Origin of the sequence: Pseudonocardia sp. NPDC049635, from assembly GCF_040659795.1 — a bacterium.
Lineage (GTDB): Bacteria > Actinomycetota > Actinomycetes > Mycobacteriales > Pseudonocardiaceae > Pseudonocardia.
Genome location: NZ_JBFAON010000002.1, coordinates 366,223 through 390,822, shown reverse-complemented (window position 1 = coordinate 390,822; position 24,600 = coordinate 366,223). Strand labels below are relative to the sequence as shown.

General features: G+C 72.5%; 16 protein-coding genes, 1 tRNA gene and 1 pseudogene. 6 read left to right on the top strand and 12 right to left on the bottom strand.

The window, feature by feature from the left end:
• Positions 1-149 precede the first annotated feature (149 nt).
• The 9 genes from prfA to AB0J24_RS04465 form a co-directional block, all read right to left on the bottom strand.
• Positions 150-1,250, bottom strand: a complete 1,101-nt coding sequence (prfA, locus tag AB0J24_RS04505) for a peptide chain release factor 1 (RefSeq protein WP_358675286.1) — start codon at positions 1,248-1,250, stop codon at positions 150-152.
• An 86-nt stretch (positions 1,251-1,336) separates the two neighbouring features.
• Complete coding sequence (gene rpmE, locus AB0J24_RS04500) at positions 1,337-1,558, bottom strand: 50S ribosomal protein L31 (protein ID WP_358675283.1); 222 nt, start codon at positions 1,556-1,558, stop codon at positions 1,337-1,339.
• A gap of 120 nt (positions 1,559-1,678) precedes the next feature.
• A complete protein-coding gene (gene rho, locus AB0J24_RS04495; protein WP_358675447.1) occupies positions 1,679-3,988 on the bottom strand; it encodes a transcription termination factor Rho in 2,310 nt (769 codons plus the stop codon).
• Between the two features lie 424 nt (positions 3,989-4,412).
• Positions 4,413-5,330, bottom strand: coding sequence for a homoserine kinase (thrB, locus tag AB0J24_RS04490; protein ID WP_358675280.1), 918 nt, complete (start codon positions 5,328-5,330; stop codon positions 4,413-4,415).
• The gene (gene thrC / locus AB0J24_RS04485; protein WP_358675444.1) at positions 5,330-6,430 is read right to left on the bottom strand and encodes a threonine synthase; all 1,101 of its coding nucleotides are present in this window, start codon (positions 6,428-6,430) and stop codon (positions 5,330-5,332) included. Before thrC ends, thrB begins: the two co-directional genes overlap by 1 nt.
• 139 nt (positions 6,431-6,569) lie before the next feature.
• On the bottom strand, positions 6,570-7,970 hold the full coding sequence (locus AB0J24_RS04480; RefSeq protein WP_358675277.1) for a homoserine dehydrogenase: 1,401 nt from the start codon (positions 7,968-7,970) through the stop codon (positions 6,570-6,572).
• A gap of 114 nt (positions 7,971-8,084) precedes the next feature.
• Positions 8,085-9,569 (bottom strand): diaminopimelate decarboxylase, encoded by a 1,485-nt coding sequence (gene lysA / locus AB0J24_RS04475; protein WP_358675274.1) that lies wholly within the window; start codon positions 9,567-9,569, stop codon positions 8,085-8,087.
• Between the two features lie 4 nt (positions 9,570-9,573).
• Positions 9,574-11,223, bottom strand: coding sequence for an arginine--tRNA ligase (gene argS / locus AB0J24_RS04470; RefSeq protein ID WP_358675271.1), 1,650 nt, complete (start codon positions 11,221-11,223; stop codon positions 9,574-9,576).
• A 143-nt stretch (positions 11,224-11,366) separates the two neighbouring features.
• The gene (locus AB0J24_RS04465) at positions 11,367-13,025 is read right to left on the bottom strand and encodes an AMP-binding protein (RefSeq protein WP_358675268.1); all 1,659 of its coding nucleotides are present in this window, start codon (positions 13,023-13,025) and stop codon (positions 11,367-11,369) included.
• A gap of 86 nt (positions 13,026-13,111) precedes the next feature.
• Here AB0J24_RS04465 and AB0J24_RS04460 point away from each other — a divergent pair, with 86 nt between their 5' ends.
• From AB0J24_RS04460 to AB0J24_RS04445, 4 genes are all read left to right on the top strand, one after another.
• Positions 13,112-14,005: a TetR family transcriptional regulator gene (locus AB0J24_RS04460; protein ID WP_358675265.1), complete on the top strand. Its 894-nt coding sequence runs from the start codon at positions 13,112-13,114 to the stop codon at positions 14,003-14,005.
• Between the two features lie 168 nt (positions 14,006-14,173).
• The gene (locus AB0J24_RS04455) at positions 14,174-15,139 is read left to right on the top strand and encodes a cyclase family protein (RefSeq protein WP_358675262.1); all 966 of its coding nucleotides are present in this window, start codon (positions 14,174-14,176) and stop codon (positions 15,137-15,139) included.
• A 10-nt stretch (positions 15,140-15,149) separates the two neighbouring features.
• Entirely contained in the window at positions 15,150-16,802 is a 1,653-nt protein-coding gene (locus tag AB0J24_RS04450) for an AMP-binding protein (protein WP_358675259.1), read from the top strand.
• Positions 16,803-17,003: 201 nt separating this feature from the next.
• Positions 17,004-17,075, top strand: a tRNA-Arg gene (locus AB0J24_RS04445).
• 111 nt (positions 17,076-17,186) lie between these two features.
• Here the strand turns inward: AB0J24_RS04445 and AB0J24_RS04440 are convergent.
• Positions 17,187-17,933, bottom strand: a complete 747-nt coding sequence (locus tag AB0J24_RS04440; RefSeq protein ID WP_358675256.1) for a TetR/AcrR family transcriptional regulator — start codon at positions 17,931-17,933, stop codon at positions 17,187-17,189.
• An 80-nt stretch (positions 17,934-18,013) separates the two neighbouring features.
• Between AB0J24_RS04440 and AB0J24_RS04435 the strand changes: the two are divergent.
• Positions 18,014-18,631 (top strand): annotated as a pseudogene (locus AB0J24_RS04435) (CPBP family intramembrane glutamic endopeptidase); the annotation flags it as partial.
• Between the two features lie 1,262 nt (positions 18,632-19,893).
• Here the strand turns inward: AB0J24_RS04435 and AB0J24_RS04430 are convergent.
• Positions 19,894-22,257 carry an FdhF/YdeP family oxidoreductase gene (locus tag AB0J24_RS04430; RefSeq protein ID WP_358675253.1) on the bottom strand — a complete coding sequence of 788 codons (2,364 nt, stop codon included), beginning with the start codon at positions 22,255-22,257 and terminating at the stop codon, positions 19,894-19,896.
• A gap of 424 nt (positions 22,258-22,681) precedes the next feature.
• Here AB0J24_RS04430 and AB0J24_RS04425 point away from each other — a divergent pair, with 424 nt between their 5' ends.
• The gene (locus AB0J24_RS04425) at positions 22,682-23,644 is read left to right on the top strand and encodes a glycine betaine ABC transporter substrate-binding protein (RefSeq protein WP_358675250.1); all 963 of its coding nucleotides are present in this window, start codon (positions 22,682-22,684) and stop codon (positions 23,642-23,644) included.
• 98 nt (positions 23,645-23,742) lie between these two features.
• On the opposite strand, the gene AB0J24_RS04420 is transcribed toward AB0J24_RS04425, so the two are convergent.
• Positions 23,743-24,522, bottom strand: coding sequence for a PRC and DUF2382 domain-containing protein (locus AB0J24_RS04420; protein WP_358675247.1), 780 nt, complete (start codon positions 24,520-24,522; stop codon positions 23,743-23,745).
• Positions 24,523-24,600: the final 78 nt, after the last annotated feature.

Below are 24,600 nucleotides of genomic sequence, written 5' to 3'. Positions count from 1 at the left end.
CGTCACCGCGCGGGAGGTCAGCGGACGGGACGTCACCGCGCGGGAGGTCAGCGGACGGGACGTCACCGCGCGGGAGGTCAGCGGACGGGACGTCACCGCGCGGGAGGTCAGCGGACGGGACGTCACCGGGTGGGAGGTCAGCGGGCCGGTCACGCCGCGCCGTCCCCCTCCGGGGCGGCACCGGCGGAGGTGCCGGCCATCGCCTCGGCGCGCTCCGCGGCTGTCAGGGCCGCGACGACGTCGGCCAGGTTGCCGTCCAGGACCGCGGACAGGTTGTGCGCCTTGAACCCGACCCGGTGGTCGGAGATCCGGTTCTCCGGGAAGTTGTAGGTGCGGATCCGCTCCGAGCGGTCGACGGTGCGGACCTGCGAGCGCCGCGACTCGGAGGCCGCAGCCGCGGCCTCCGCCTCCGCCTTGGCCTGCAACCGCACCCGCAGCACGTCCATCGCACGTGCCTTGTTCTGCAGCTGGGAGCGTTCGTTCTGGCAGGTCACGACGATGCCGGTGGGCAGGTGGGTGATCCGGACCGCGGAGTCGGTGGTGTTGACGCTCTGGCCGCCGTGCCCGGAGGCGCGGTAGACGTCGACCCGGATGTCCTTCTCGTCGATCTCGACGTCGGGGGTCTCGTCGGTGTCGGGGAACACCAGGACCCCGGCCGCCGAGGTGTGGATGCGCCCCTGCGACTCGGTGACCGGGACCCGCTGGACCCGGTGCACACCGCCCTCGAACTTGAGCGACGCCCAGACCCCCTCGGCCGGGTCACGGCCGCGCACCGACAGCGTGACGTCCTTGAAGCCGCCCAGGTCGGACGGGGTGGAGCCGAGCAGCTCGACCTTCCAGCCGCGGGACTCCGCGTAGCGGGTGTACATCCGGACCAGGTCACCGGCGAACAGCGCGGACTCCTCACCGCCCTCGCCGGACTTGATCTCCATCAGGACGTCGTCGGAGTCGTGCGGGTCGCGTGGCACGAGCAGCTCGGTCAGCGCCGTCTCCAGCTCGACGACCCGGGCGTCGAGGGTGTCCGCCTCGGCGGCGAAGGCCCGGTCCTCGGCGGCGAGCTCGCGGGCCGCGTCCCGGTCGGCCCGGACCCGCGCCAGCTCGTTCGCGGTGTTCACGATCGGGCCGAGGCGGGCGTAGCGGCGGCCGAGCTTGCGGGCCTGGGCCTGGTCGGCGAGCACCTCGGGATCGGAGAGGCGCTGCTCGAGCTCCGCGTGCTCGTCGAGCAGCGCGTCCACCGACTGGCTGGTCATGAGGTCCTCCGTCGCGGGAGCGGGCTGGGAACGCGAAACGGCGCCCGCCTCCTCGCGTGGCGAGGGGACGGGCGCCGTGTCGGTGGCTACTGGTTGGCGCGCTGACGCTTCCCGTAACGGGCCTCGAAGCGGGCCACGCGGCCGCCGGAGTCCAGGATCTTCTGCTTACCCGTGTAGAACGGGTGGCAGGCCGAGCAGACCTCGACGGTGATCGCACCGTTCGACTTCGTGCTGCGGGTGGTGAACTGGTTGCCGCAACCACAGGTGACCTGGGTCTCGACATACTGAGGGTGCACGCCCTCGCGCATGGGATTCTCCTCTCGATGGCCGCCGGGTCCCTCTTCTCGCAGGGTGAACCGGAGCCGGGAAGCTGACGGGCCATTCAACCATCCGGGCCCCGGCGGAATTCCCACCGGGGCCCGGACGGGTCAGTCGTCGTCCTTGCCGGGGGTGTTCTTCGCGACCTGCATCAGGAACTCGATGTTGGTCTTGGTCTTCTTCAGCCGGTCGAGCACCAGGTCGATCGCCTGCTGGTCGTCCAGCGCGGCGAGGACGCGGCGGAGCTTCACCATCACCGCGTGCTCGTCCGGCGACATCAGCAGCTCCTCCTTGCGGGTGCTGCTGTCGCCGACGTCGATCGCCGGGAAGACGCGCTTGTCGGCGATCTTGCGGTCGAGCTTGAGCTCGGCGTTGCCGGTGCCCTTGAACTCCTCGAAGATCACCGTGTCCATCGTGGACCCGGTCTCGACCAGCGCGGTGGCGAAGATGGTCAGCGAGCCGCCGTCCTCGATGTTGCGCGCGGCGCCGAGGAAGCGCTTCGGCGGGTACAGCGCGGTCGAGTCGACGCCACCGGAGAGGATCCGGCCCGACGCCGGTGCGGCCAGGTTGTAGGCCCGGCCGAGGCGGGTGATGTTGTCCAGCAGGACGACCACGTCGTGGCCCATCTCGACGAGGCGCTTGGCGCGCTCGATCGAGAGCTCCGCCACCGTGGTGTGGTCCGACGGCGGCCGGTCGAAGGTCGAGGCGATGACCTCGCCCTTCACCGACCGCTGCATGTCGGTGACCTCCTCCGGTCGCTCGTCGACCAGGACGACCATGAGGTGGCACTCGGGGTTGTTCGTGGTGATCGCGTTGGCGATCGCCTGCAGGACCGTCGTCTTACCGGCCTTCGGCGGCGACACGATCAGCGCCCGCTGCCCCTTGCCGACCGGCATGACCAGGTCGATCACCCGGGTGGTCAGCTGGTTCGGCTCGGTCTCCAGACGGAGCCGCTCGTTCGGGTACAGCGGGGTCAGCTTGGTGAACTCGGGACGGCTGCGGGCCGACTCCGGGTCGCGGCCGTTGATGGTGTCCACCCGCACCAGCGGATTGAACTTCTGCCGCTGCTGCTCCCCCTCGCGGGGCTGGCGGACGGCACCGGTGATCGCGTCACCGCGGCGCAGACCGTTCTTGCGCACCATCGACATGGAGACGTAGACGTCGGTCGGGCCGGACAGGTAGCCGGTGGTCCGCACGAACGCGTAGTTGTCGAGGATGTCGACGATCCCGGCGACCGGCAGCAGCACGTCGTCGTCGCGGATCTCGGTGTCGACGTTCCCGCCGCCACCGCTGCCGCGCTCGCGGTCCCGGCCGCGCCTGCGGTCCCGGAACCGGCGCCCGCGGCGGCCGCGGCCGTCACCGTCGTCATCGTCGTCGTCGTTGAACGCGCCGGTGTTCGCTGCGGCGGCCGGTGCGTTCTGGGTCGCGGTGTTGCCGCCGCCGTTGCGGCCCGAGCTGTTGCGGCCACCCCGGCCGCCCTCGTCGTTGCGGCCCTCACCGTTGCGGTTGTTGCGCCCGCGGCCACCGTTGTCGTTGTCGCGGTTGCGGCCGCCCCGGCCCCCGTCGCGGGACTCGTCACCGGAGTCGGACTGGGCATCGCGCTGGCCTGCGTCGCGCTGGCCCGAGTCGCGCTGACCCGGGTCGCGCTGGCCCGAGTCCTTCGACGGTGCGTCGTCACCCTGGCCGCCGCGCCGCCGGGTGCGGGAGCGGCGGCCGCCGCCCTCCTGCCCGTCGTCGTTCCGCTCGCCCCGGCGGTCGTCGCCGGCCGGCTTGACGTCGGCCCCGTCCTGGGTCTCCTTCTCCTCGGAGCCGGACGTCGCGGGGGCCTCGGCCGGAGCGGCCGGGGTCAGCTCCGCGACGGCCGCGGCGGCGGACGGCTCGACCGCAAGTGCCGCCGCGGGGGCCTCCGTGCTCACGGACTTCTCCGGGCTCGCGGACTTCTCCGGGCTCGCGGACTTCTCCGGGCTCGCGGACTTCTCCGGGCTCGCGGGGGTGTCCGGGCTCGCGGTCGGCTCCGTGGCCGGGGCGCTCGCCGGCTCCCGGGCGGCCGAAGCGGCCGGGGCCGGTTCGGCCGCCGTCTCCGGGGCGCCGGCCGGCCGGGTCGCGGACCGACGGCGGCGAGCCCGCGGCGCGGGAGCCTCGGCCTGCTCGGTCGCCCCGTTCGTGGCGGGCTCGGCCGCGGGCTTCCCCGCCGACGCGGGTGCGTCGGACCCGGTGTCCCCGAGGGCGAGCTGAGGGGCCTCGGCGCCGTCAGCGCCGCCGGAGCCGGTCGCCGCAGGCTTGGCCTTCGACTTCCTGGGCGGGGCCGCGGCACCGCCCTGACGCTCCTTGATGGCCGCGATCAGGTCACCCTTACGCATGCCGGAGATGTCCGGGACGTTCAGCTCGGTGGCCAGCTGACGCAGTTCCGCCAGCACCATGCCGGACAGGCCGCCGCGACGGCGGGGCGCCGCCTCGTTCGATGCGGTCCCGGTTCCGGCGAGATCGGTCTCGCTCACAGAGTTCCTTCCTGACCGACCCGGTTGTCCTGTCCAGGTCAGGGGATGTCGCGCGCTCGGCCGGCGCGGGTGAGCCGCACCGGCAGCATTCACAAAATGAAGCACCACGACGACGTCGCGGGTGTCAGGCCGCCCGTTCGGGATTCCGAGTCCAGTCAGAAAGGAGATCGGGCGAGCGGGCCCGGCTGCAGACTACGCGGATGTCGCGTGGATCGCCTTACGACGCCGAGAGTAGACGTATCGCTCGCGGGCGGCAACAACCCCCGCCCGGCGAGTCCGCCGACCATAGTCGGATTCGTCACGCCGCCGACCCCGGCGGATGCGAACACCCGAACGTCATCGCAGGTCAGGCGACGTCCACTTGGACACCGCGGGTGTCGATCGGCAGCGGCAGCACCGCGAAACCGTCCGTGTCGACGGCGTCGGGGACCGATCGGTCCGAGGTGAGCGCCAGGACGGTCGGCCCCGCACCGGAGATCGCAGCGGGCACCCCGTGGCGGCGCAGGTCCTCGACCAGCCCGAGCGACGACGGGTACGCCGTGCGCCGATAGGGCTGGTGCAGCCGGTCCTCGGTCGCGTCGAGCAGCAGATCGGGCCGCCGGGTCATCGCCAGCACCGCGAGCGCGCACCGGCTGCCGGTGAACGCCGCGTCGGCGAGCGGGACCCGCTCCGGGAGCAGGCCACGGGTGGTCTTGGTGGACGACTCGGCCCCCGCGACGAAGGCCACCGGGTGCACGTCGGGGTGCACGTCGAGCTTCTCGGCGTGGAACCGGCGCGCCGCGCCGGAGGACTCCCACGCGACGACGAACCCGCCCATCAGGCTGGCGGCCGCGTTGTCCGCATGGCCCTCCATACCGGCCGAGAGCTGCAGCAACGTGTCCCGCTCCAGGGCCGCGTCGCGCCCGCAGAGCACCGCCGCGGCGGTGACCCCGGCGACGGCGGCGGCCGCCGAGCTGCCCAGTCCGCGCGAGTGCGGGATGGCGTTCGTGCAGCGCAGCCGCAGCCCGGCCGGGGCCGCGGCCGGGTCGGACCCGCCGAACAGGTCGAACGCCAGGCGCATCGCCCGCAGCACGAGATGCCGCTCGTCGCGCGGGACGTGCCGAGCACCCTCCCCCGCCACGTCGACGAACAGGCCGGGGGTGTCGAACGTCTCGACCTCGATCTCGTCGTAGAGCCCGAGGGCCATCCCCAGCGAGTCGAAACCGGGCCCGAGGTTGGCGGTCGAACCCGGCACCCGGATCCGGACCCGTGTCGGGCGGCCCATCAGGCCAGCTCGAGGGCCGCCGCGACCGCACCGGGATCGATCGGCACGATCTCCGGGTCGGGTGCGGTGAGCAGGGCGGAGTCCGGGTCCTTCAGACCGTGCCCGGTGACCGTGCACACCACGAGCGAGCCCTTCGGCAGCGTGCCGTCCTCGCTGGACTGCAACAGTCCGGCGACGCTCGCCGCGGACGCGGGTTCCACGAACACCGCCTCCTGCGCCGAGAGCAGCCGGTACGCGGCGAGGATCTCGTCGTCGGTGACGGCGGCGAACCGGCCGCCGGACTCGTCCCGGGCGGTGGTCGCGCCGCGCCAGGACGCCGGGGCGCCGATCCGGATCGCGGTGGCCACCGTCTCCGGCTCCTTGACCGGCGCACCGTGCACCAGCGGCGCGGCGCCCGCGGCCTGGTAGCCGAACATCCGCGGCAGCTCCGAGATCAGCCCGTCGGAGTGGTAGCCGCGATAACCCTTCCAGTACGCGGTGATGTTGCCCGCGTTGCCGACCGGCAGGCAGTGGACGTCCGGGGCCTGCCCGAGCTGGTCGCAGATCTCGTACGCCGCGGAGGCCTGCCCGGCGATCCGGGTCGGGTTCACCGAGTTGACCAGTGCGATCGCCGGATAGTCGGCGGTGGTCTTGCGGGCCAGCTCCAGGCAGTCGTCGAAGTTGCCGTCGATCTGCAGGATCCGGGCACCGTGCGCGACGGCCTGGGCCAGCTTGCCGAGCGCGATCTTGCCGCGCGGGACCAGCACCGCGCACGTCATCCCGGCGCGGGTGGCGTACGCCGCCGCCGACGCCGAGGTGTTGCCGGTCGAGGCGCAGAGCACGCTCTGCTTGCCCTCGGCGAGTGCGGCGGTGACCGCCATCGTCATCCCGCGGTCCTTGAACGAACCCGTCGGGTTGGCACCGTCGACCTTGAGGAAGACCTGGCAACCGGTCCGCTCGGACAGCCGCGGCGCCGGCAGCAGCGGCGTCCCGCCCTCACCGAGGGTGACCACCGTCCAGTCCGGCTGCACCGGCATCCGGTCCCGGTAGGCCTCCACGACCCCCGGCCAGTGCCCCGGCGGTGGGGGCGCCACCGACCCGGTCGCCTGGACCGCGGGCATCGGGCCACCGGCGGCCGGGCCCCGGACGTTGTGCACGCTGCCGGTCATCGCCGGTCGCCTCCCGTGTTCGGCCGGCCCCAGCCGGATCTGTTCGGCCGGCACCAGCCGGATCGCACCGTTCTCTGCTCCCGCACCGTCATCAGCCCATGCCCAGCGCGCTCACCGCGCGCCCGAGGCCCTCCACCCGGAGCACACCCACCACCCCGACGACGTGGTCGAGATCGGCGAGCGCGGAGACGGTCGCGGCCAGCGCGGCCTCCGGCGCCGAGTGGGTGACGACGGTCAGCCGGGCCGGGCCGAGCCCCGTCCCCTCCGCACCGGCGACGCTGTCGATCGAACCGTTGATGCCGCCGGTCTGGCGCACCGCGGCGATCGAGACACCCTGCCGGGCGAACTCACCGGCGATCGCGGCCAGCACGCCCTCACGGTCGGCGACCTCGAGATCGACGTGGTAGCGGGTCGGTACCTCGCCGATCGGACGCACCGGCAGGCTCGCGTAGGCCGACTCGCGGGGCCCGCGGCCGCCGCCGACCCGGTTGCGGGCCACCGCGACCAGGTCGCCGAGCACCGCCGAGGCGGTCGGCGCACCACCGGCGCCCTGGCCGTAGAACATGAGCTGGCCGGCCGCCTCGGCCTCGACGAAGACGGCGTTGAACGCGCCGTCGACGCGGGCCAGCGGGTGCGAGTCGGGCACCATCGCCGGGTAGACGCGCGCGGACACCGACTCGACCGGTGCACCGTCGGGCCCCTCGGCCACCACACGTTCACAGATGGCGAGCAGCTTGATCGTGCAACCGAGCCGTCGCGCCGCGGCGACGTCGGCCGCGCTGACCCCGCGCATCCCCTCGCGGTACACGTCGGAGGCGGTGATCCGGGTGTGGAACGCGAGGCTGGCCAGGATCGCGGCCTTGGAGGCGGCGTCGTAGCCGTCGACGTCGGCGCTCGGGTCGGCCTCGGCGTAGCCGAGCCGGGTGGCCTCCTCCAGCGCGTCGCCGTAGGAGGTGCCGCCGGAGGCCATCGCGGACAGGATGAAGTTCGACGTGCCGTTGACGATTCCGGCGACGCGGGTGATCCGGTCGCCGGCCAGCGACTCGCGCAGCGGACGCAGCAGCGGGATCGCCCCGGCGACGGCGGCCTCGTAGTAGAGGTCGGCGCCGGAGGCGTCGGCCGCCTCGGCCAGCGTCGGCCCGTCCTCGGCGAGGAGCGCCTTGTTCGCGGTGACGACCGACTTGCCGGCCTTGAGCGCCTCCAGCAGCCAGCCGCGGACCGGCTCGATACCACCGATGACCTCGACGACGACGTCGACGTCGGCGCGCGCGACGAGCGCACCCGCGTCGGTCGTGACCAGGTGGCCGAAGTTCTCGGTCAGCCACGGGTGCCGGTGCGGCCTGCGGACGGCGACGCCGACCAGCTCGACCGGCGTCCCGATCCGCGCCGTCAGGTCCGCGGCCTGGTCGGTGATCAGCCGGACCACCTCGGTGCCGACGGTGCCGCAGCCCAGCAACGCGACCCGGACGGCCCCGCTCTCGCCCCTCGCCACAAGCCCTCCTCGCGTACCGCACCCGCCTCAGCGGGCGCCGATCATTCCTGGTCAGGCCGGTCCCGGGTGCGCCGGGTGGCCGTTCTCACTCACACCGCGGCGCTCGCGGGGCGATCACACCTCGAACCGGAACTGGTCCTCCAGTGTCTCGCGCCGCAGCAGCGTCCGGGCGGCACCCTCGCGGACGGCGACGACGGCGGGCCGCGGCAGCCGGTTGTACCCGGACGCCATCGCATAGCAGTAGGCCCCGGTCGCGGCGACCGCGAGCAGGTCACCGGGCGCGAGATCGGCCGGCAACCAGCAGTCGCGCACGACGATGTCGCCGGACTCGCAGTGCTTGCCGACTACCCGGGAGAGCACCGGTTCGTCACCGTGACGACCGTCCGGGCAGGGGATGCGGTCGTGCCCCGACGAGCGCGACACCAGCCGGACGTCGTACTCGGCGTCGTAGAGCGCGGTGCGGATGTTGTCGCTCATGCCGCCGTCGACGCTGACGTAGCGGCGGCTGTAACCGCCCAGCGGCACGTCCTTGATCGTCCCGACCTCGTAGAGGGTGACGGTGCCCGGCCCGGCGATCGCCCGGCCGGGCTCGACGGCGATACCCGGGACGTCCAGTCCGGCGGCCGCGCACTCCCGCTTGACGATCGACCGCAGCTCCTCGGCCAGTGCGGGCATCGACAGCGGGGTGTCCGCCGGGCGGTAGGCGATGCCGATACCGCCGCCCAGGTCCAGCGTGCGCAGGGCGGTGAGGTTCTCCGAGCCGTGTTCGGTGTGCAGGTCGGCGAGCACCTTCACGACGCGGCGGGCGGCCGCCTCGAACCCCTCGGTCTCGAAGATCTGGCTGCCGATGTGCGAGTGCAGCCCGACCAGCTCCAGGTGGGGGGCGGCGACGACCCGGCGGGCGGCCTCCAGCGCGGCGGAGTCCTTCCCGGACCTGCTGCCGTCCGGGCCCGCGCCGCTCGCGATGGAGAACCCGAACTTCTGGTCCTCGTGGGCGGTCGCGATGTACTCGTGGGTGTGCGCCTCGACCCCGACCGTGAGCCGGATCAGCACCCGGGCGGTCCGGCCGCGCTCGGCGGCGACGGCCTCGAGCCGGGCGATCTCGTCGAAGCTGTCCAGGACGATCCCGCCGATGCCCGCGTCGACGGCGGCAACCAGCTCGTCGGTGGACTTGTTGTTGCCGTGCAGGGCGATCCGCTCGGGCGGGAACTCCGCGCGGAGCGCGACGGCGAGCTCACCGCCGGAACAGACGTCCAGCGACAGGCCCTCCTGCGCGACCCAGCGGGCGACCTCGGTGCACAGGAACGCCTTGGCCGCGTAGTGCACCGACGCCGCGCCGAACGCGGCGGCGAACTCGGCGCAGCGGGACCGGAAGTCGTCCTCGTCGAGCACGAACAGCGGGGTGCCGTGCTCCCGGGCGAGGTCCCGGACGTCGGCACCGGCCAGGGCGAGGGCGCCGTCCGCGCCGCGGACGGCGTTGCGCGGCCAGACCGCCGGGGCCAGGTGGTCGAGCTCGGCGGCCGACCCGGGGCGCGGGCCCGCGGACTCGGGGGCGGGGGTCAGGCCGGCGTGCAGCGGACCTGCGGGGTGGGCTCTCATCGGGCTACATCCGTTCCGGGGCGCTGACGCCGAGCAGCCCGAGACCCGTGGCGAGCACCTGGCGGGCGGCCGCGCACAGCGCCAGCCGGGCCCGGTGCAGGTCGGTGACCTCCTCGTCGCCCTGGGGCAGGACACGGCAGGCGTCGTAGAACTTGTGGTACGCCCCGGCGAGCTGCTCCAGGTAGCGCGCGACCCGGTGCGGCTCGCGCAGCTCCGCCGCGGAGCGGACGACCTCGCCGAACTCGCCGAGGGTGCGGATCAGGTCGCCCTCGCGCGGGTGTTCGAGCAGACCGTAGGCGTCACCGACGGTGATCCCGAGGTCGGCCGCGTTGCGGGCCAGCGACGCCAGCCGGGCGTGCGCGTACTGCACGTAGAAGACGGGGTTCTCGTTGGTGCGGCTGGCCAGCAGGTCCAGGTCGATGTCCAGCGACGAGTCCACCGAGGACCGGACCAGCGAGTACCGGGCCGCGTCCACACCCACGGCCTCGACCAGGTCGTCCATCGTGACGACGGTGCCGGCCCGCTTGCTCATCCGCACCGGGTTGCCGTCCTTGACCAGGTTCACCAGTTGCCCGATCAGCACCTCGACGACGGCGGGATCGTCGCCGAGGGCGGCCGCGGCGGCCTTGAGCCGCGCCACGTAGCCGTGGTGGTCCGCGCCGAGCATGTAGATGCACAGGTCGAAACCGCGGGCGCGCTTGTCGCGCAGGTAGGCGATGTCACCCGCGATGTAGGCGGGGCGGCCGTCGGACTTGATGACGACCCGGTCCTTGTCGTCACCGTGGTCGGTCGAGCGCAGCCACCAGGCCCCGTCGGCCTGGTAGAGCGAGCCGTTCTCCTTCAGTGCGGTGACGGCCGCCTCCACGGCCCCGGAGTCGTGCAGCGACTGCTCGTGGAACCAGACGTCGAACTCGGTGCCGAACTCGGCCAGCCGCTCCTTGATCTCGTCGAACATGTAGCCGACGCCGACCCGGCGGAACGTCTCGTCCCGCAGCCGGGGCTCCAGCTCCAGCACCCCCGGCTCGGCGGCGACCACCCGGGCGGCGATCTCACCGATGTAGGCACCGCCGTAGCCGTTCTCCGGGGCGGGCTCGCCCTGCGCCGCGGCGACCAGGGAGGCGACGAAGCGGTCGATCTGCGCTCCGGCGTCGTTGAAGTAGTACTCGCGGGTCACCTTCGCGCCGCGCGCGGACAGCACCCTGCCGAGCGCGTCGCCCACCGCGGCCCACCGGGCACCGCCCAGGTGCAACGGGCCGGTCGGGTTGGCGGACACGAACTCCAGGTTCACATCGCGTCCGGCGAGCTCGTCGCCGGTGCCGTAGCCGGCTCCGGCGGCCAGCACCTCACCGACGATCGCGCCCTGCGCGTCGGCGGCCAGGCGCAGGTTGATGAACCCCGGGCCGGCGATCTCGGCGCTCGCGATGCCGTCGCGGGTGGCGAGCTCCTCGGCCAGCCAGGTGCCCAGCTCGCGCGGGTTCACCCCGGCCTTCTTGGCGGTGCGCAGCGCGATGTTGGTGGCGTAGTCACCGTGCTCGGGGTTGCGGGGCCGTTCGACGACTCCGTCCGTGGGCAGCGCCGGGACGTCCATGCCACGTCGGGTCAGCACGTCCCGCGCGACGTCACGGACCAGGTCGGCGAGCACGTCGGGATTCACCGGCCCGATTCTAGGAGGTGACGACGACCGCTCCGGACGCGGTCCGGCCTCGGGCGGCTCCCCTCCGGGCCGGCCGCCCCGGGCGCGGGACACGGCCCCGTGAGCTGCACCGGTCGTGTCCGGCCGCCGGGCCCGAGGGGAGATCAGCGCCCGCGCAGGGCCCGGCGCATCAGCTTGCCGGTCGCCGTCCGGGGCAGTGCGCCGACGATCTCGACCTCGCGCGGGTACTTGTAGGCGGCCATCCGCAGTCTGCAGAACTCGATCAGCTCCATCTCGGTCGCGCTCCGGCCCGGTCGCAGTGCCACGTAGGCGCGGGTGGACTGACCCCGGTAGTCGTCGGCGATGGCCACGACCGCGGCCTCCAGCACCGCCGGGTGGTCGGTGAGGACCTGTTCCACCTCGTACGGCCAGACCTTGTAGCCGGCGGCGTTGATCAGGTCGGTGCTGCGGTCGACGACGTAGAACCAGCCCCGGTCGTCCATGAACCCCACGTCGCCGGTTCGCATCCCGGCTCGGGTGAACACCTCGGCCGTCTCCTGCGGGCGACGCCAGTACCCCGGCCCGATCTGCGGCCCGGTGGTCACCAGCTCGCCGATCTCCCCGGCGGGCAAGGGGCGGCCGTCGTCGCCGACCACGGCGACGTCGGTGTCGAAGACGGGGAGCCCGACGGACAGCGCCCTGGTGTCGGCATGGACCGGTGCGCGCACACCGGGCGGAACCATGTGGGTGGGCGAGGACGACTCCGTCTGGCCGTAGACGTTGTGGAGGTAACCGCCCAGCTCGGCCTCCAGCCGGTCCACCACGTCCGGCACGAGCGGTGATCCGCCCGAGTAGCGCAGCCGCAGCGACCGCAGGTCCGACGCCGACACCGCCGGATCGTCGGCGAGCGCGATGTAGGCGGTGACCGGAGCGACGGTGAAGGCCGGCCGGTGCCGCCGGACGGCGTCGAGGACGACGCCGGGATGGAACCGGTGGGTCAGGATCAGCGGCGAGCGGAGCAGCGCGGCGAGGAGCACGGCGCCGACCAGGCCGGTCACGTGGAAGACCGGCGCCGTCGCCAGCACCGGTTCTCCGACCCGCAGCCCGGTCCAGTCGCGGTAGGTCCGGGCGTTGAACGCGAGGGACCCGTGGGTCAGCATCGCGGCCTTCGGCTCGCCCGTGGTGCCCGACGACGGGGCGAGCACCGCGAGGTCGTCCGGAGCGGGTGGGACGTGCGGCGGCGGGGGCCCGGAGTACGACGCGACGAGGGCGGTCAGGTCGAGCGTGTCGCCGGGCCGCCGCGGTGTCGCTCCCTCGAAGATCCGCCGGTCCGGGCGGCTCAGAGCGCTCAGCGGCGAGGTGGTGACCACGGTGCGGACGTTCGTGTCGGCCCGGGCGAGCACCCCGCGGACCACGTCCTCGTAGAGGTCGTCGAGCGCCAGCAGCGCCGCGGGCTCGTAGTCGCCGAGGGTGAACTCGAGCTCGCGCTGCTTGCTCATCGGGCTGATCAGCGCGGCGACACCACGCGCCTTCCAGGCCGCGAGGAGCCCGACGACGAAGGCGGGATCGTTCTGCAGGCAGAGGGCCAGCCGGTCCCCCGGCGCGAAACCGCGGTCGAGGAGCAGTGCGGCCAGCGCGTCCGAGGCACGGTCGAGGTCGGTCCAGGTGAGGCCGGTGTCGAAGTAGTGCACGGCCGCAGCAGCGGGCGCCGCCTTCACCGCGGCCCGGAACACGGCCAGCGCCGAGTCGTGCTCCCGGCGCCGGGACCGGCGCAGATGCGGTGGGTACGAGGCCAGCCAGGGGCGCTCACCGGGGCCGCTCACCGACGACGACCGGTGACGGGTGCGACTGTGCCAGGACCCACGGGCCGGAGTGTACGACGCAGGGATGCCGCCGTAAGATGTTCAGCATGCCTGAACCGCCGGCCGGGGGTGCCGCGGTCCGCTCCGCGCGCCGGCGCGCCGGTGTCACCCTGCGCCGGCTGGCCCGCGACATCGGCGTCAGCGTCGGGACGATGAGTGCGATCGAGAACGACAAGGTCCGGCTCACGGTGGAGCGGCTGCAGCAGATCGCACGCTGCCTGGACGTGCCGGTCAACCGGCTGCTCGAACCCCCCGTCGTCGCGGAGGACGGCGCGACGCGCCCGCTCGCGGCCCACCCCGGGGAGTGGCGGATCTTCGACGAGCTCGATCTCGATCCGGTGCTCAGCTCGGCGATCGAGGTCTTCAGCGAGACCGGGTACCACGGCGCGACGATGAGGGTCATCGCGACCGGCGCCGACATCAGCGTGCCCGGCCTCTACCACCACTACCCGAGCAAGCAGCACCTCCTGGTGGCCCTGCTCGAGATCGCCCTGCACGACCTCGAATGGCGTGTGGTGGCCGCGGGGAAGGACGTGGACGACCCCGTCGACCACTTCGTCCTCACCGTGGAGGCACTGGCGCTGTACCACGCCGAACGCGCCGAGCTCGCCTCGCTCGCGCTGACCGAGATCCGCAGCGTCGAGGAGCCGAACCGGGAGCGCCTGACCGCGGTGCAGCGGCGCGTGCGCGAAGCGCTGGAGGAGGCGGCCACGACCGCGGTGCGCCTGGGCCGGTTCACCGCACCGGACGTCCGCACGACCACCCGGGCGATCTCGACGATGTGCCTGACGCTGCCGTACTGGTTCCCGGAGTCGCGGGAGGCGGCGGAGCTGGGGCCGGCCCGTCTCGCCCGGCACTACGCCGGGCTCGCGCTCGCCATGATGCGTCCCGTCGCCGCGGCGCAGCCCGCACCGCCAGTTCAGGAAAATCGAACTCACTGACGTTCGCGATCACCCCGGACAGCGCCTCTCCTCACCACGTTCGGCACGAACGTTCGCGAGGTCACACCCCGAGCTTGACGCCGGCGTCCGCACCCGACATGCTCCTGAACACCGACCGAGCGAGCGTTCTGACGCTTGTTCGGCAGCTTCAGTGTCGAAGGAGACCACATGTCCGACGTGCCCACGATGCGCGAGCTCCTCGGTGACGACGCCCTCAGCAACTGGGGCCGGTGGGGCCCCGACGACGAGGTCGGCGCGCTGAACTTCCTCGATGCCGCCCAGGTGCTGCGGGGCGTGCAGCACGTCAGGTCCGGTGAGGTGTTCCCGCTGCAGGCGCCGATGGGACACCCGCACGGCGACCCCGTCTTCCCCGGCCGGGAGGGCACCAAGCGCACGAACGTCCTCGACGAGTCCTCGTGGGACGAGGGCAAGGAGGGCGCACCGGCCTTCCCCGGCGGCCTGCACTACGCCGACGACAAGGCGGAGATCTTCCTGCAGGGCTCCACGCAGTACGACGCGCTGGGGCACGTCTGGTACGACGGCAAGATCTGGAACGGCTACGACGCGCGCGACACCGTCGACGGGATGAAGAAGGCGTCGGTGCAGGCCATCGCCGAACGCGGGGTGGCGGGCCGCGGCGTCCTGATCGACATGGCCCGGCACCGCGGCAAGCCGTGGCTCGACAAGGGCGAGACCTTCAACCACACCGATCTGGAGGAGGCGGCGAAGGCCCAGGGGGTGGAGCTCGGACAGCGCGACATCCTGCTGATCCGCACCGGCTTCCTGTCCTACTTCTACTCGGTCCCGGCCGAGGAGTTCTACGCCGACTTCGTCGAGCCCGGACTGACGTACTCCCGCGAGCTGGTGCAGTGGTTCGCCGACCGCGAGATCCCGAACCTCGTCACGGACACCATCGCGAACGAGGTGACCAAGGACCCGGTCTCGGGGGTGATGCTGCCGCTGCACTGCGCGCTGATGCGCAACCTCGGCGTGGTGCTGACCGAGATCGTCGCGCTGGACAAGCTGGCGGAGGCGTGCGCGGCCGACGGCCGGTGGGACTTCCTCTACACCGCGGCCCCGCTGAACGTCGTCGAAGGCACCGGCGCCCCGGTCAATCCCGTCGTCATCCGCTGAGGAACCCGTTGTGAGTGTCTACGACGACAAGCCATGGCTGGCCCGCTACGACCGGGGCCAGCCCGCCGGGGCCCAGGTCGAGTACGACAACGCCCTGGAGATGTTCCGGGCGTCGGTGGCGCGCGGACCCGACGGCGACGCGATCCGCTACTTCGACGGCCGGATCAGCTTCGCCGAACTCGACCGGCTCACCGACGCCTTCGCCGCGGCACTCGCGGCCGAGGGCTTCACCGCCGGTGAGCGGGTCGCGATCTTCGCCCAGAACGTGCCCCAGTTCGTGATCGCCCAGATCGGCACGTGGAAGGCCGGCGGGATCGCCGTCTCGATCAATCCGATGAACCGGGTACGGGAGCTCACCGAGCTGCTCACCGACTCCGGGGCGACGGTGCTCGTGGCGCTGCAGTCGCTGCACCGCGACGTGGCGTCCGAGGTCGTGGACGGGACGGCGGTCCGCACGGTGATCACGACCTCCGAGCTGGACTTCCAGACCCGTGACGAACCCGCCGTCTTCGACGGCGTCGAGCGGGTCGAGTGCCCGGGCACCCTCGATCTCGTCGAGCTGCTCGACCGGTACGCGGGTGCGGCACCGCCGCAGGTGTCGCTCGGGCCGGACGACGTGGCGTTCCTGACGTACACGTCGGGCACCACCGGCCCGCCCAAGGGGGCGATGACCACCCATCGCAACGTCGTCTTCAACGCACAGACCTACCGGGACTGGATCGGCATCGGCGCGGACGACGTGGTGCTGGGCATCGCGCCGCTGTTCCACATCACCGGCCTGGTCGGGCACATCGCGGTGTCGCTGCTGACCGGGGCACCGCTGGTGCTGATGTACCGCCTCGACCCGGCGCTGACCATCGACACCGTCGAGGCCGAGCGGGCGACCTTCACGGTCGGATCGATCACGGTCTTCATCGCGCTGATGAACGCCCCGAACGCGGACCGGTCGAAGTTCGCCTCCCTCACCAAGATCTACTCGGGCGGAGCGCCGATCCCACCGGCCACGGTCGAGGCCTTCCGCGAGGCCTCCGGCCACTACATCCACAACATCTACGGCCTGACGGAGACGACCTCACCGTCGCACGCGGTGCCCTTCCACGCCGAGGCACCGGTCGATCCCGACTCCGGTGCGCTGTCGGTCGGGGTGCCGGTCTACGACACGGTCGTGCGGATCGTCGACGAGGACGGCACGGAGCTGCCCGTCCGCGAGATCGGCGAGCTCGTCACCGAAGGCCCGCAGGTCGTCGCCGGCTACTGGAACAAGCCCGAGGAGACCGCACGGGCCCTGCCGGGCGGCGTCCTGCACACCGGCGACGTCGGCTACATGGACGAGCAGGGCTGGTTCTACATCGTCGACCGCAAGAAGGACCAGATCAACGCGGGCGGTTACAAGGTCTGGCCGCGCGAGGTCGAGGACGTGCTCTACGAGCACTCCGCGGTCCGTGAGGCCGCCGTCGTCGGTGTCCCCGACGACTACCGCGGCGAGACGGTGAAGGCCTTCGTGTCGCTGAAGGCGGGGGCGCAGGCCGCACCGGCGGAGATCATCGCGTTCTGCAAGGAACGGATGGCCGCCTACAAGTACCCCCGTCAGGTGGAGATTCTCGACGAGATCCCGAAGACCGTCAGCGGCAAGGTCCTGCGCCGCGAGCTCCGCTCGCGGTAGCGACTCCGCGAAACGGCATCCGCGGACCGTCCCGGGGGCCGCCGGTCCCTGACCGGCGGCCCCCGGCAGGCACGGCCTGCTCGTCGACCGCGATCGAACCGGTGCCTGGCCGCGGACCCGCCGGCACGACCGCTCGCCCGGTCGCTTTCACACCCCCGGGGTGAGGGCCGCCGGGCGTGCGGTAGTGTTCAACTCGTTGCCGCCCCCGTAGCTCAGGGGATAGAGCACCGCCCTCCGGAGGCGGGAGCGCAGGTTCGAATCCTGCCGGGGGCACACTCTGGATCTACTGACGATCGGCCCTTCACCTGCTGATATGCAGATGAAGGGCCGATCTGTCATGTCCGGTGTCCACGGGCCCGCGGTCGGCCCGGGCGGGCCCGCGGATCACGCCGTGCCCGCCCGGGGAGGCCGCGCACCGGAGATCCGTAGCTCCACCCCGTCCAGCAACCAGGCCAGGCCCGCCTCGAACGCGGCGACGGCCGTCGGCGGGCCGGCCATGGCCTCGATCGCCGGGAAGCGCCCCGGCTCCGGGCCGCGGGTGGCCAGGAACGCCTCCTGGGCCGAGCGCCAGCTCCGGCCGTCGGGATCGGTCCACTCGCGGGCGCGGTCCTCGGCGATCACCAGCGGGACGTGCCCCCGGACGTGCCCGCTCACCGCCTGCACCACGGTCAGCGCCGCGGCGTGGTCCAGCCCGGTGCCGTCGAAGACCCGGATCGCCGAGTCGGTCCAGGCGAAGGCGTGCGGTCCGACGAACCGGCTGTCGTCGATCTCGACCAGCCACGGGTGCTCGCGGAACCCGGCCATCTCCTCGACCGCCCATGCCTCGGTCCGCTCCCGCCATCCCCCGGGGCGGGTGTGCGGCAGCGGGACCCGGCCGATGCTGGTGTCGGCCATCAGCGCCAGCAGCGCCGCCCGGTTCGGGACGTAGGTGTACAGGGTCGCGGCGCCGACGCCGAGCCGGGCAGCGACCCGCCGCATCGACAGCGCACGTACGCCGTCCTGCTCGGCGACCTGCATGGCGGCGTCGACCAGCTGCTCGACGGTCAGCTGGCGCCGGGGGCCGCGCTGCGGGCGACCGAGCCCGTTCCACAGCAGGTCCAGCACCACGCCGGCGTCCTCGTCCGCTCCCACGAGGCCATCCTTCCGCTGATCTCCGAACAGTGTTTACCCTAGGCCTGCTCGAACAGTGTACGGAGTATTGGGGGGCGTGTATGACAGGGCCGGATCGTGATCACCTACGACTGTGGAGCCGCACGGTCGGGGTGCTCGCCGCGTTCACCGCGATCGCCGCCGGGGCCGCCGTCCTCGCCGGTCACCTGCCCGGTGGCGAGGACGGTCCGCCCGGGCTGGCGGTACGGGCCGTGGGCGGTGCCGTGGTCGCCGCGATCACGGTCCGGGCGGGGCTCGCGTTCCTCGGCCGGGGGGCGATGAGCGGCCCCGGGCCGCGGTCACGGCTCACCGTCGCGGCACCGGCGCTGACCTGGATCGGGGTGGTCGCGCTGGGCACGGCCGCCGCCCTGCTGACCGGATCCGCCACGCTCGACGACACCGCGCTCGGCTCCGCGGTGTGGGCGGTGCTGACCGTCGCACCGTTGCTCGTTCTCGCCACCGCCGTGCCCGAGGAGCTCGTCTTCCGCGGGTACGTCCAGCACCTGCTGGGCCGGCGGCTGGCCCCGATGACGGTGATCGCGGTGCAGGCAGCGCTGTTCGCCGCGTGCACCGGACTGGTGTCCCGTTCCGCGGGCGCACTGACCGGCGCCTTCCTCACCGGTGTCCTCCTCGGCTACCTGCGCCGGTCCACCGCAGACCTGTGGGGGGTGCTGGGCCTGCGCGTCGCCATGACCGTGAGCACGGTCTTCCTCGGCGCCGCCGGTCTCGCCTTCACCCGGGCGCCCACGGCCTGGAACCTGCTGCTGAGCATCGGCGCCGCGGTCGGCGTCCTGTCGACCGCCGCCGTCCTTCGCGGCCGGGCCCCCGCGGCCGTGGCGGACCCCGACGCGGCGCCGTCGCGGCCGCGCACCGGGCTGGACCAGAAGGGGATCCTCTACGACGTCGGGTCGAGCTACCTGCCCGGTCAGCATTCCCGCGCCCGCTGGCGCCCGGACGTGGTGCGCAAGGAGCTCCGGGTCATCCGCGAGGAGCTGCACTGCACGGCGGTCTGCCTGTTCGGGGAGTCGCCACGACGGCTGGAGGAGGCCGCGCGCACGGCCCTGGAACTGGGCCTGTACGTCTGGCTGCAGCCCCGCCGGCTCGACGATCCGCTGCCCCGGGTGCTGGACAACCTCGGCGAGGTCGCCGACCTCGCCGAGCGCCTGCGCCGCGAGCACCCCGACCGGGTCGGGCTGAACGTCGGGTGCGAGATCAGCGTCCTGCACCGCGGGGTGCTGCCGGGCGGCCCGCGCGCGCGGATGCTGGGGCTGACCGTGGTCGGCGCGATCGTCCCGCCCTACCTGGGCCTGCGGATCAACCGGGTGCTGCGCCGGATGGTCGCGGTCGCCCGGGAACGCTTCCGCGGCCCGCTGAGCTACGGCGCCGGCACCTGGGAACCCGTCGACTGGCGCCCGTTCGACGTCGTCGGGGTGAACCACTACACCGACGAGCTGACCCGGTCGGACTACCGGCAGGGCCTGCGCCGGGCGGCGTCGCACGGTAAACCGGTGCTCGTCACCGAGTTCGGGTGCTGCAGCTACCAGGGCGCCCAGGACAAGGGCGGATCGGGATCCGAGATCATGGACTGGCGGAACCTCGACGATCGCCGCGTCACCGGCTCGCACACGCGCGACGAGCAGGTCCAGGCCGACCACATCGAGTACCAGCTCGACGTGTTCGAGACCGAGGACGTGGCGGGCGCCTTCCTGTGCATGTTCGTCGAGGGCGACTGCCGGTGGTCTCCGGATCCCACCCGGGACCTGGACATGGCGAGCTTCGGCATCGTCCGCCCCCGTCGCTGGAGTCCGGACTCGACACCGACGACGGCCACTGGGAACCGAAGGCCGCCTTCCACACACTCGCCCGCCGCTACGGCGCCCGCCTCCCCACCGCTCCCTGACCCCGGGTGCACGCCCCGTCGGCGAGCCGGCGAGAACGCCGGTCAGGAGAGGTGCGCCACCTCGGGATGGGACTTGTGCAGCCAGTCCCCGCCGACGGCCCCCTGGGCGCCCGAGGGGTCGCAGTCGACCTCGCCGGCGACGGTCAGCCGGACCACCACCGACTTCGACGCCGGCTGGTTGCTCCCCCGTGCGGTCGCGTCCAGCGGGACCAGCGGGTTCGTCTCGGGGTAGTACGCGGCCGCGGTACCCCGCGGCACGTCGTAGGCGACCAGCCGGAAGCCCTGGGCGCAGCGGACGTGCTCGTCGCCCTCCCAGCGGGTGACCAGGTCGATCCGATCACCCTCGGCGAAGCCGAGCGCGGCGATGTCCTCGCGGTGGGCGAACACCACGTCCCGGGCGCCCTCGATGCCGCGGTAGCGGTCGGAGTAGCCGTAGATGGTGGTGTTGAACTGGTCGTGGCTGCGCAGCGTCTGCAGCAGCAGGTGCCCCTCGGGGACCTGCACCACGTCGATCGGGGACACCTCGAACTCGCCGCGCCCGGACGGTGTGTCGAAGGTGCGGGAGTCGCGCGGCGGGTGCGGCAGGATGAAGCCGCCCGGACGCCGGGCGTTGACCTCGTAGCTCTCGCACCCGGGGACGACCCGGGAGATGTGGTCCCGGATGCGCCGGTAGTCCGCCCGCATCCCGGCCCAGTCGATGCCGTAGCGGTCGCCGAGGGTGGCCTCGGCGATCCCGGTGATGATCGCGACCTCGGAGCGCAGGTGCGGGCTCGCGGGCTTGAGCGGCCCGCGGGAACCGTGCACCGAGCAGGTGGAGTCCTCGACGGTGACGTATTGCAGCCCGGACTCCTGCATGTCCCGTTCGGTGCGTCCGAGGGTCGGCAGGATCAGCGCGGTCCGCCCGCCGACCAGGTGCGAGCGGTTGAGCTTGGTCGAGATCTGCACGCTGAGCAGCGTGTTGCGCAGCGCGGCGGCGGTGACGTCGGTGTCCGGCGCGGCCTGCACGAAGTTCCCGCCGAGACCGATGAACACCCGCACCTTCCCGTCACGCATCGCGCGGATGCTGTCGACGGTGTCGAAGCCGTGCTCGCGGGGAGGGTCGAACCCGAACTCGCGTTCCAGCGAGTCCAGGAAGCTCTGCGGGACGCGTTCCCAGATGCCCATCGTGCGGTCGCCCTGCACGTTGGAGTGGCCGCGGACCGGGAACAGTCCCGCGCCGGGCTTGCCGATGTTGCCCTGGGCCAGCGCCAGATTGACGAGCTCCTTGATCGTGGCGACGCCGTTGCGGTGCTGGGTCAGCCCCATCGCCCAGCAGAAGACGGTCCTGCGGGAGTCCCGCAGCAGCGCCGCGGCATCGGTGATCTGCCGGCGGGTGAGCCCGGTGGCGTCGGTGACGACGTCCCAGTCGACGTTCGCGACGTGATCGCGCCACTGCGCGAACCCGTGCGTGTACCGCTCCAGGAAGGGGTGGTCCAGGGCGTCCCACTCGACGAGCAGCGAGCCGATCGCCTGGAACAGGGCGATGTCGCCGTTGACCCGGATCGGCAGGTGCATGTCGGAGAGCTGGGTGCCGTTCCCGACGACGCCCCGCGGCGTCTGCGGGTTCTTGAAACGGTTCAGGCCCGCCTCGCGCAGCGGGTTGATCGTGAGGATCGTGGCGCCGTTCTGCTTCGCGTGCTCGAGCTGGGTGAGCATCCGCGGATGGTTCGTGCCGGGGTTCTGACCGGCGATCACGATCAGCTCGGCGCCGACCAGGTCGGGCAGCGTGACGCTCGCCTTGCCGATCCCGATCGACTCCTGCAACGCGATCGACGTCGACTCGTGGCACATGTTCGAGCAGTCCGGCAGGTTGTTCGTCCCGAACGCCCGCGCGAAGAGCTGGTAGGCGAACGCGGCCTCGTTCGAGGCCCGGCCCGAGGTGTAGAACGTCGCGTCGTCGGGCGAGTCCAGGCCGTCGAGCTCGCTCGCGATCAGCCGGAACGCCTCGTCCCACTCGATCGGTTCGTAGTGGGTGGCGTCGGGGCGGCGCACCATCGGATGCGTGATCCGGCCCTGCTGCCCGAGCCACCACTCGGAGTGGGCGTCGAGCTCGGCGACGCTGTGCCGGGCGAAGAACTCCGGGGTCGCCCGGGCCTTCGTGGCCTCCTCCGCGACGGCCTTCGCGCCGTTCTCGCAGAACTCCGCGGTGGCCCGGTCCCCCGGGTCCGGGTCCGGCCAGGCGCAGCTCATGCAGTCGAACCCGTCGGCCTGGTTCAGGTCGAGCAGGGTCCGCGCCGTCCGGACCGGGCCCATGTGCTCCAGCGAGCGCTTCATGGACACCGCGACGGCGGTCGGCCCACCGGCCGTGTCCTTCGGGGGGCGGCGGTCGAGATCGTCCTCGGTGAACTCCTCGGTCCGCTTCCTCATCGGTGCACCTCCGGGCCGGCCCGTGCCACGGCCGGGTAGTTCGTCGTGGTGGTCGGGCATGCCCTACCCGCCGCGCGAGATCCGAACCCCCTGCACACCGATCGGATCCGGGCCGGCTCCGCCGTTGTGGCCTGCACGATTCCCGGTGCCCGGCCCGAGTCGCACGGCCCCCGACCGGGACGACCCGCCCACGTCACCGGCGGGCGTCCGGTGCCGCACCGCGGCCGCCGATCACGGTGCGTCATCTTCAGTGGCTTTCGACCCGCCCGCACTTCTGTACACGATCCGCTACCCAGCGTGATGAATATCCCTATATCAGGCAACTTAAGACGTCACTGACTTCGAGACCCCCCGTTGCGCAGGAGCGAACTTCATGGTCATCTATACGCTCCGTGATCGACCTTCGCTCCCCGGGAAGTCTTTCGTGATCGCTCCCACAACCGTTCTCCGACGCTCCACCGGGCTGGCGCTGCTGCTCGCCACCCTGATCGTCACCGCCGCCTGCGGGCCGCCGACGGCCGCCGGCTCACTGGCGGCCGCCGCCGATCTCTCCGGCCAGACCTACGTCGTCGGCTCGAAGGATTTCGACGAGCAGCTCGTCCTCTGTCAGATCACCGTCGCCGCGCTGGAGGCGGCGGGCGCTTCGGTCACCGACCGGTGCAACCTCGGCAGCACCGACGAGACCCGCCAGGCCCTGCTGGACGGCGACATCTCGATGTACTGGGAGTACACCGGCACCGCATGGGCGTCGTTCATGCGCGAACGGGAGCGGATCCCGGACGCCGACGTCCTCGCCCAGGTGCGCCAGCGCGATCTGGCCGACAACGACATCGTCTGGCTCCGGCCGGCCGGCTTCAACAACACCTACGCCTTCGCCGTGGCCGGCGGGCCCGCCACCGCCCTGCAGCTCGACACGATCAGCGACATGCTCGCCTACCTGCGCTCCGACCAGCCCGGGACGATCTGCGTCGAGCCCGAGTACCACTCGCGCGAGGACGGCCTGCGCGGCCTGCAGCGCCTCTACGAGGCCGAGATCCCGGCGGACCGGGTACAGGTGATCGGCGAGGACCTGATCTACCAGTCCACCGCGGACCAGGTCTGCCTGTTCGGCGAGGTCTACAGCACCGACGGGCGGATCCTCCACTTCGGCCTGAAGGTGCTCGAGGACGATCGCGACTACCACGTGACCTACACCGCGGTCCCGACCCTGCGCCGGGAGGTCTACGACCGCGCACCGGAGGTGGCCCGGGTGCTCGACCCGCTCTCCGCGGCCCTCGACTACCCGACCATCCTGGAACTGAACAGCCAGGTCTCGGCCGGATTCGAGTCACCGCAGGACGTCGCCCGGGACTGGCTCGCCACCCACGGGTTCATCGGCCGGGCCTGACCGGAGCGACCGGAACCCGCCCCGAACGGCGGACGCCGCCCGTGCGGGGACTCCGCGGCCGTGGCCGCGGTGTCCGCGCGCGGGCGGCGTGTCCGGCCTCAGCGCTCGAGGGAGTTCGACGGGTCGTCGACGTCGATCTGCTCCTTGCGGACCGTGTCCGACACCGTCTCCTCGTCGGTCACGGTGCGGGTGCCGAGCCGGACCTTCTCCACCGCCTCGGTGGTCTTGTCCACCACCGGGCGCTCGCGGTGCAGGGTGACCTCCTGCTCCTCCTCGCCGATCGCACCGGGACGGGCCGCTGCGGTGCCGTCGTCGGTGATCGGTTCCCGCTCCAGCCGGACCTCCTCGTGGCTGACCGGCACGGTCACCGTCTGGTCCTCGGTGACGACGTACTTGCGCAGCGCCACCCGCCCGGCCTCCTCGGACTCGGTGCCGACGCGCAGCCGCTCCTCGTGCCGGACCATCGCGTCGTCGCCGGGGGCCCCGGCCGGACGCTCGCGACCGGCCTCGGCGGTGCCGGTCGTGGCGTGCCTGCCCTCCCCGGGCCGGCCGGCGGCACCCGTCGCGGCGACGCCGTAGTGGCGGTACAGCTCGTCCTCCTCGGAGCCGGTGAGCCGCTCGTCGGACCGGCCGACGTGCGGGCAGTCCTTCACCTGCTGCTTCTCCACCGGCAGTTCCACAGCGGAGTCCTTCAGGTCCGCGTTCTGCAGCGGGACGAAGCTCTCCTTGGTGCCGAACAGACCGGTGTTCACCGTCGCCCAGGTCGGCGTTCCGTCCCGCTCGTCCAGGTAGACCTGGCCGATCTTGCCGACCTTCTCGCCGTGCGAGTCGACCGCCTGGCGCCCGATCAGGTCCCGGGTCATGTCCTTCGTGATCATCCTGTTCGCCTCCGTGAGTCGATCGATGCAGTGCACATCCGGACACTCCAGGGGTCGACGGTCCGGGGCCGCTCCATG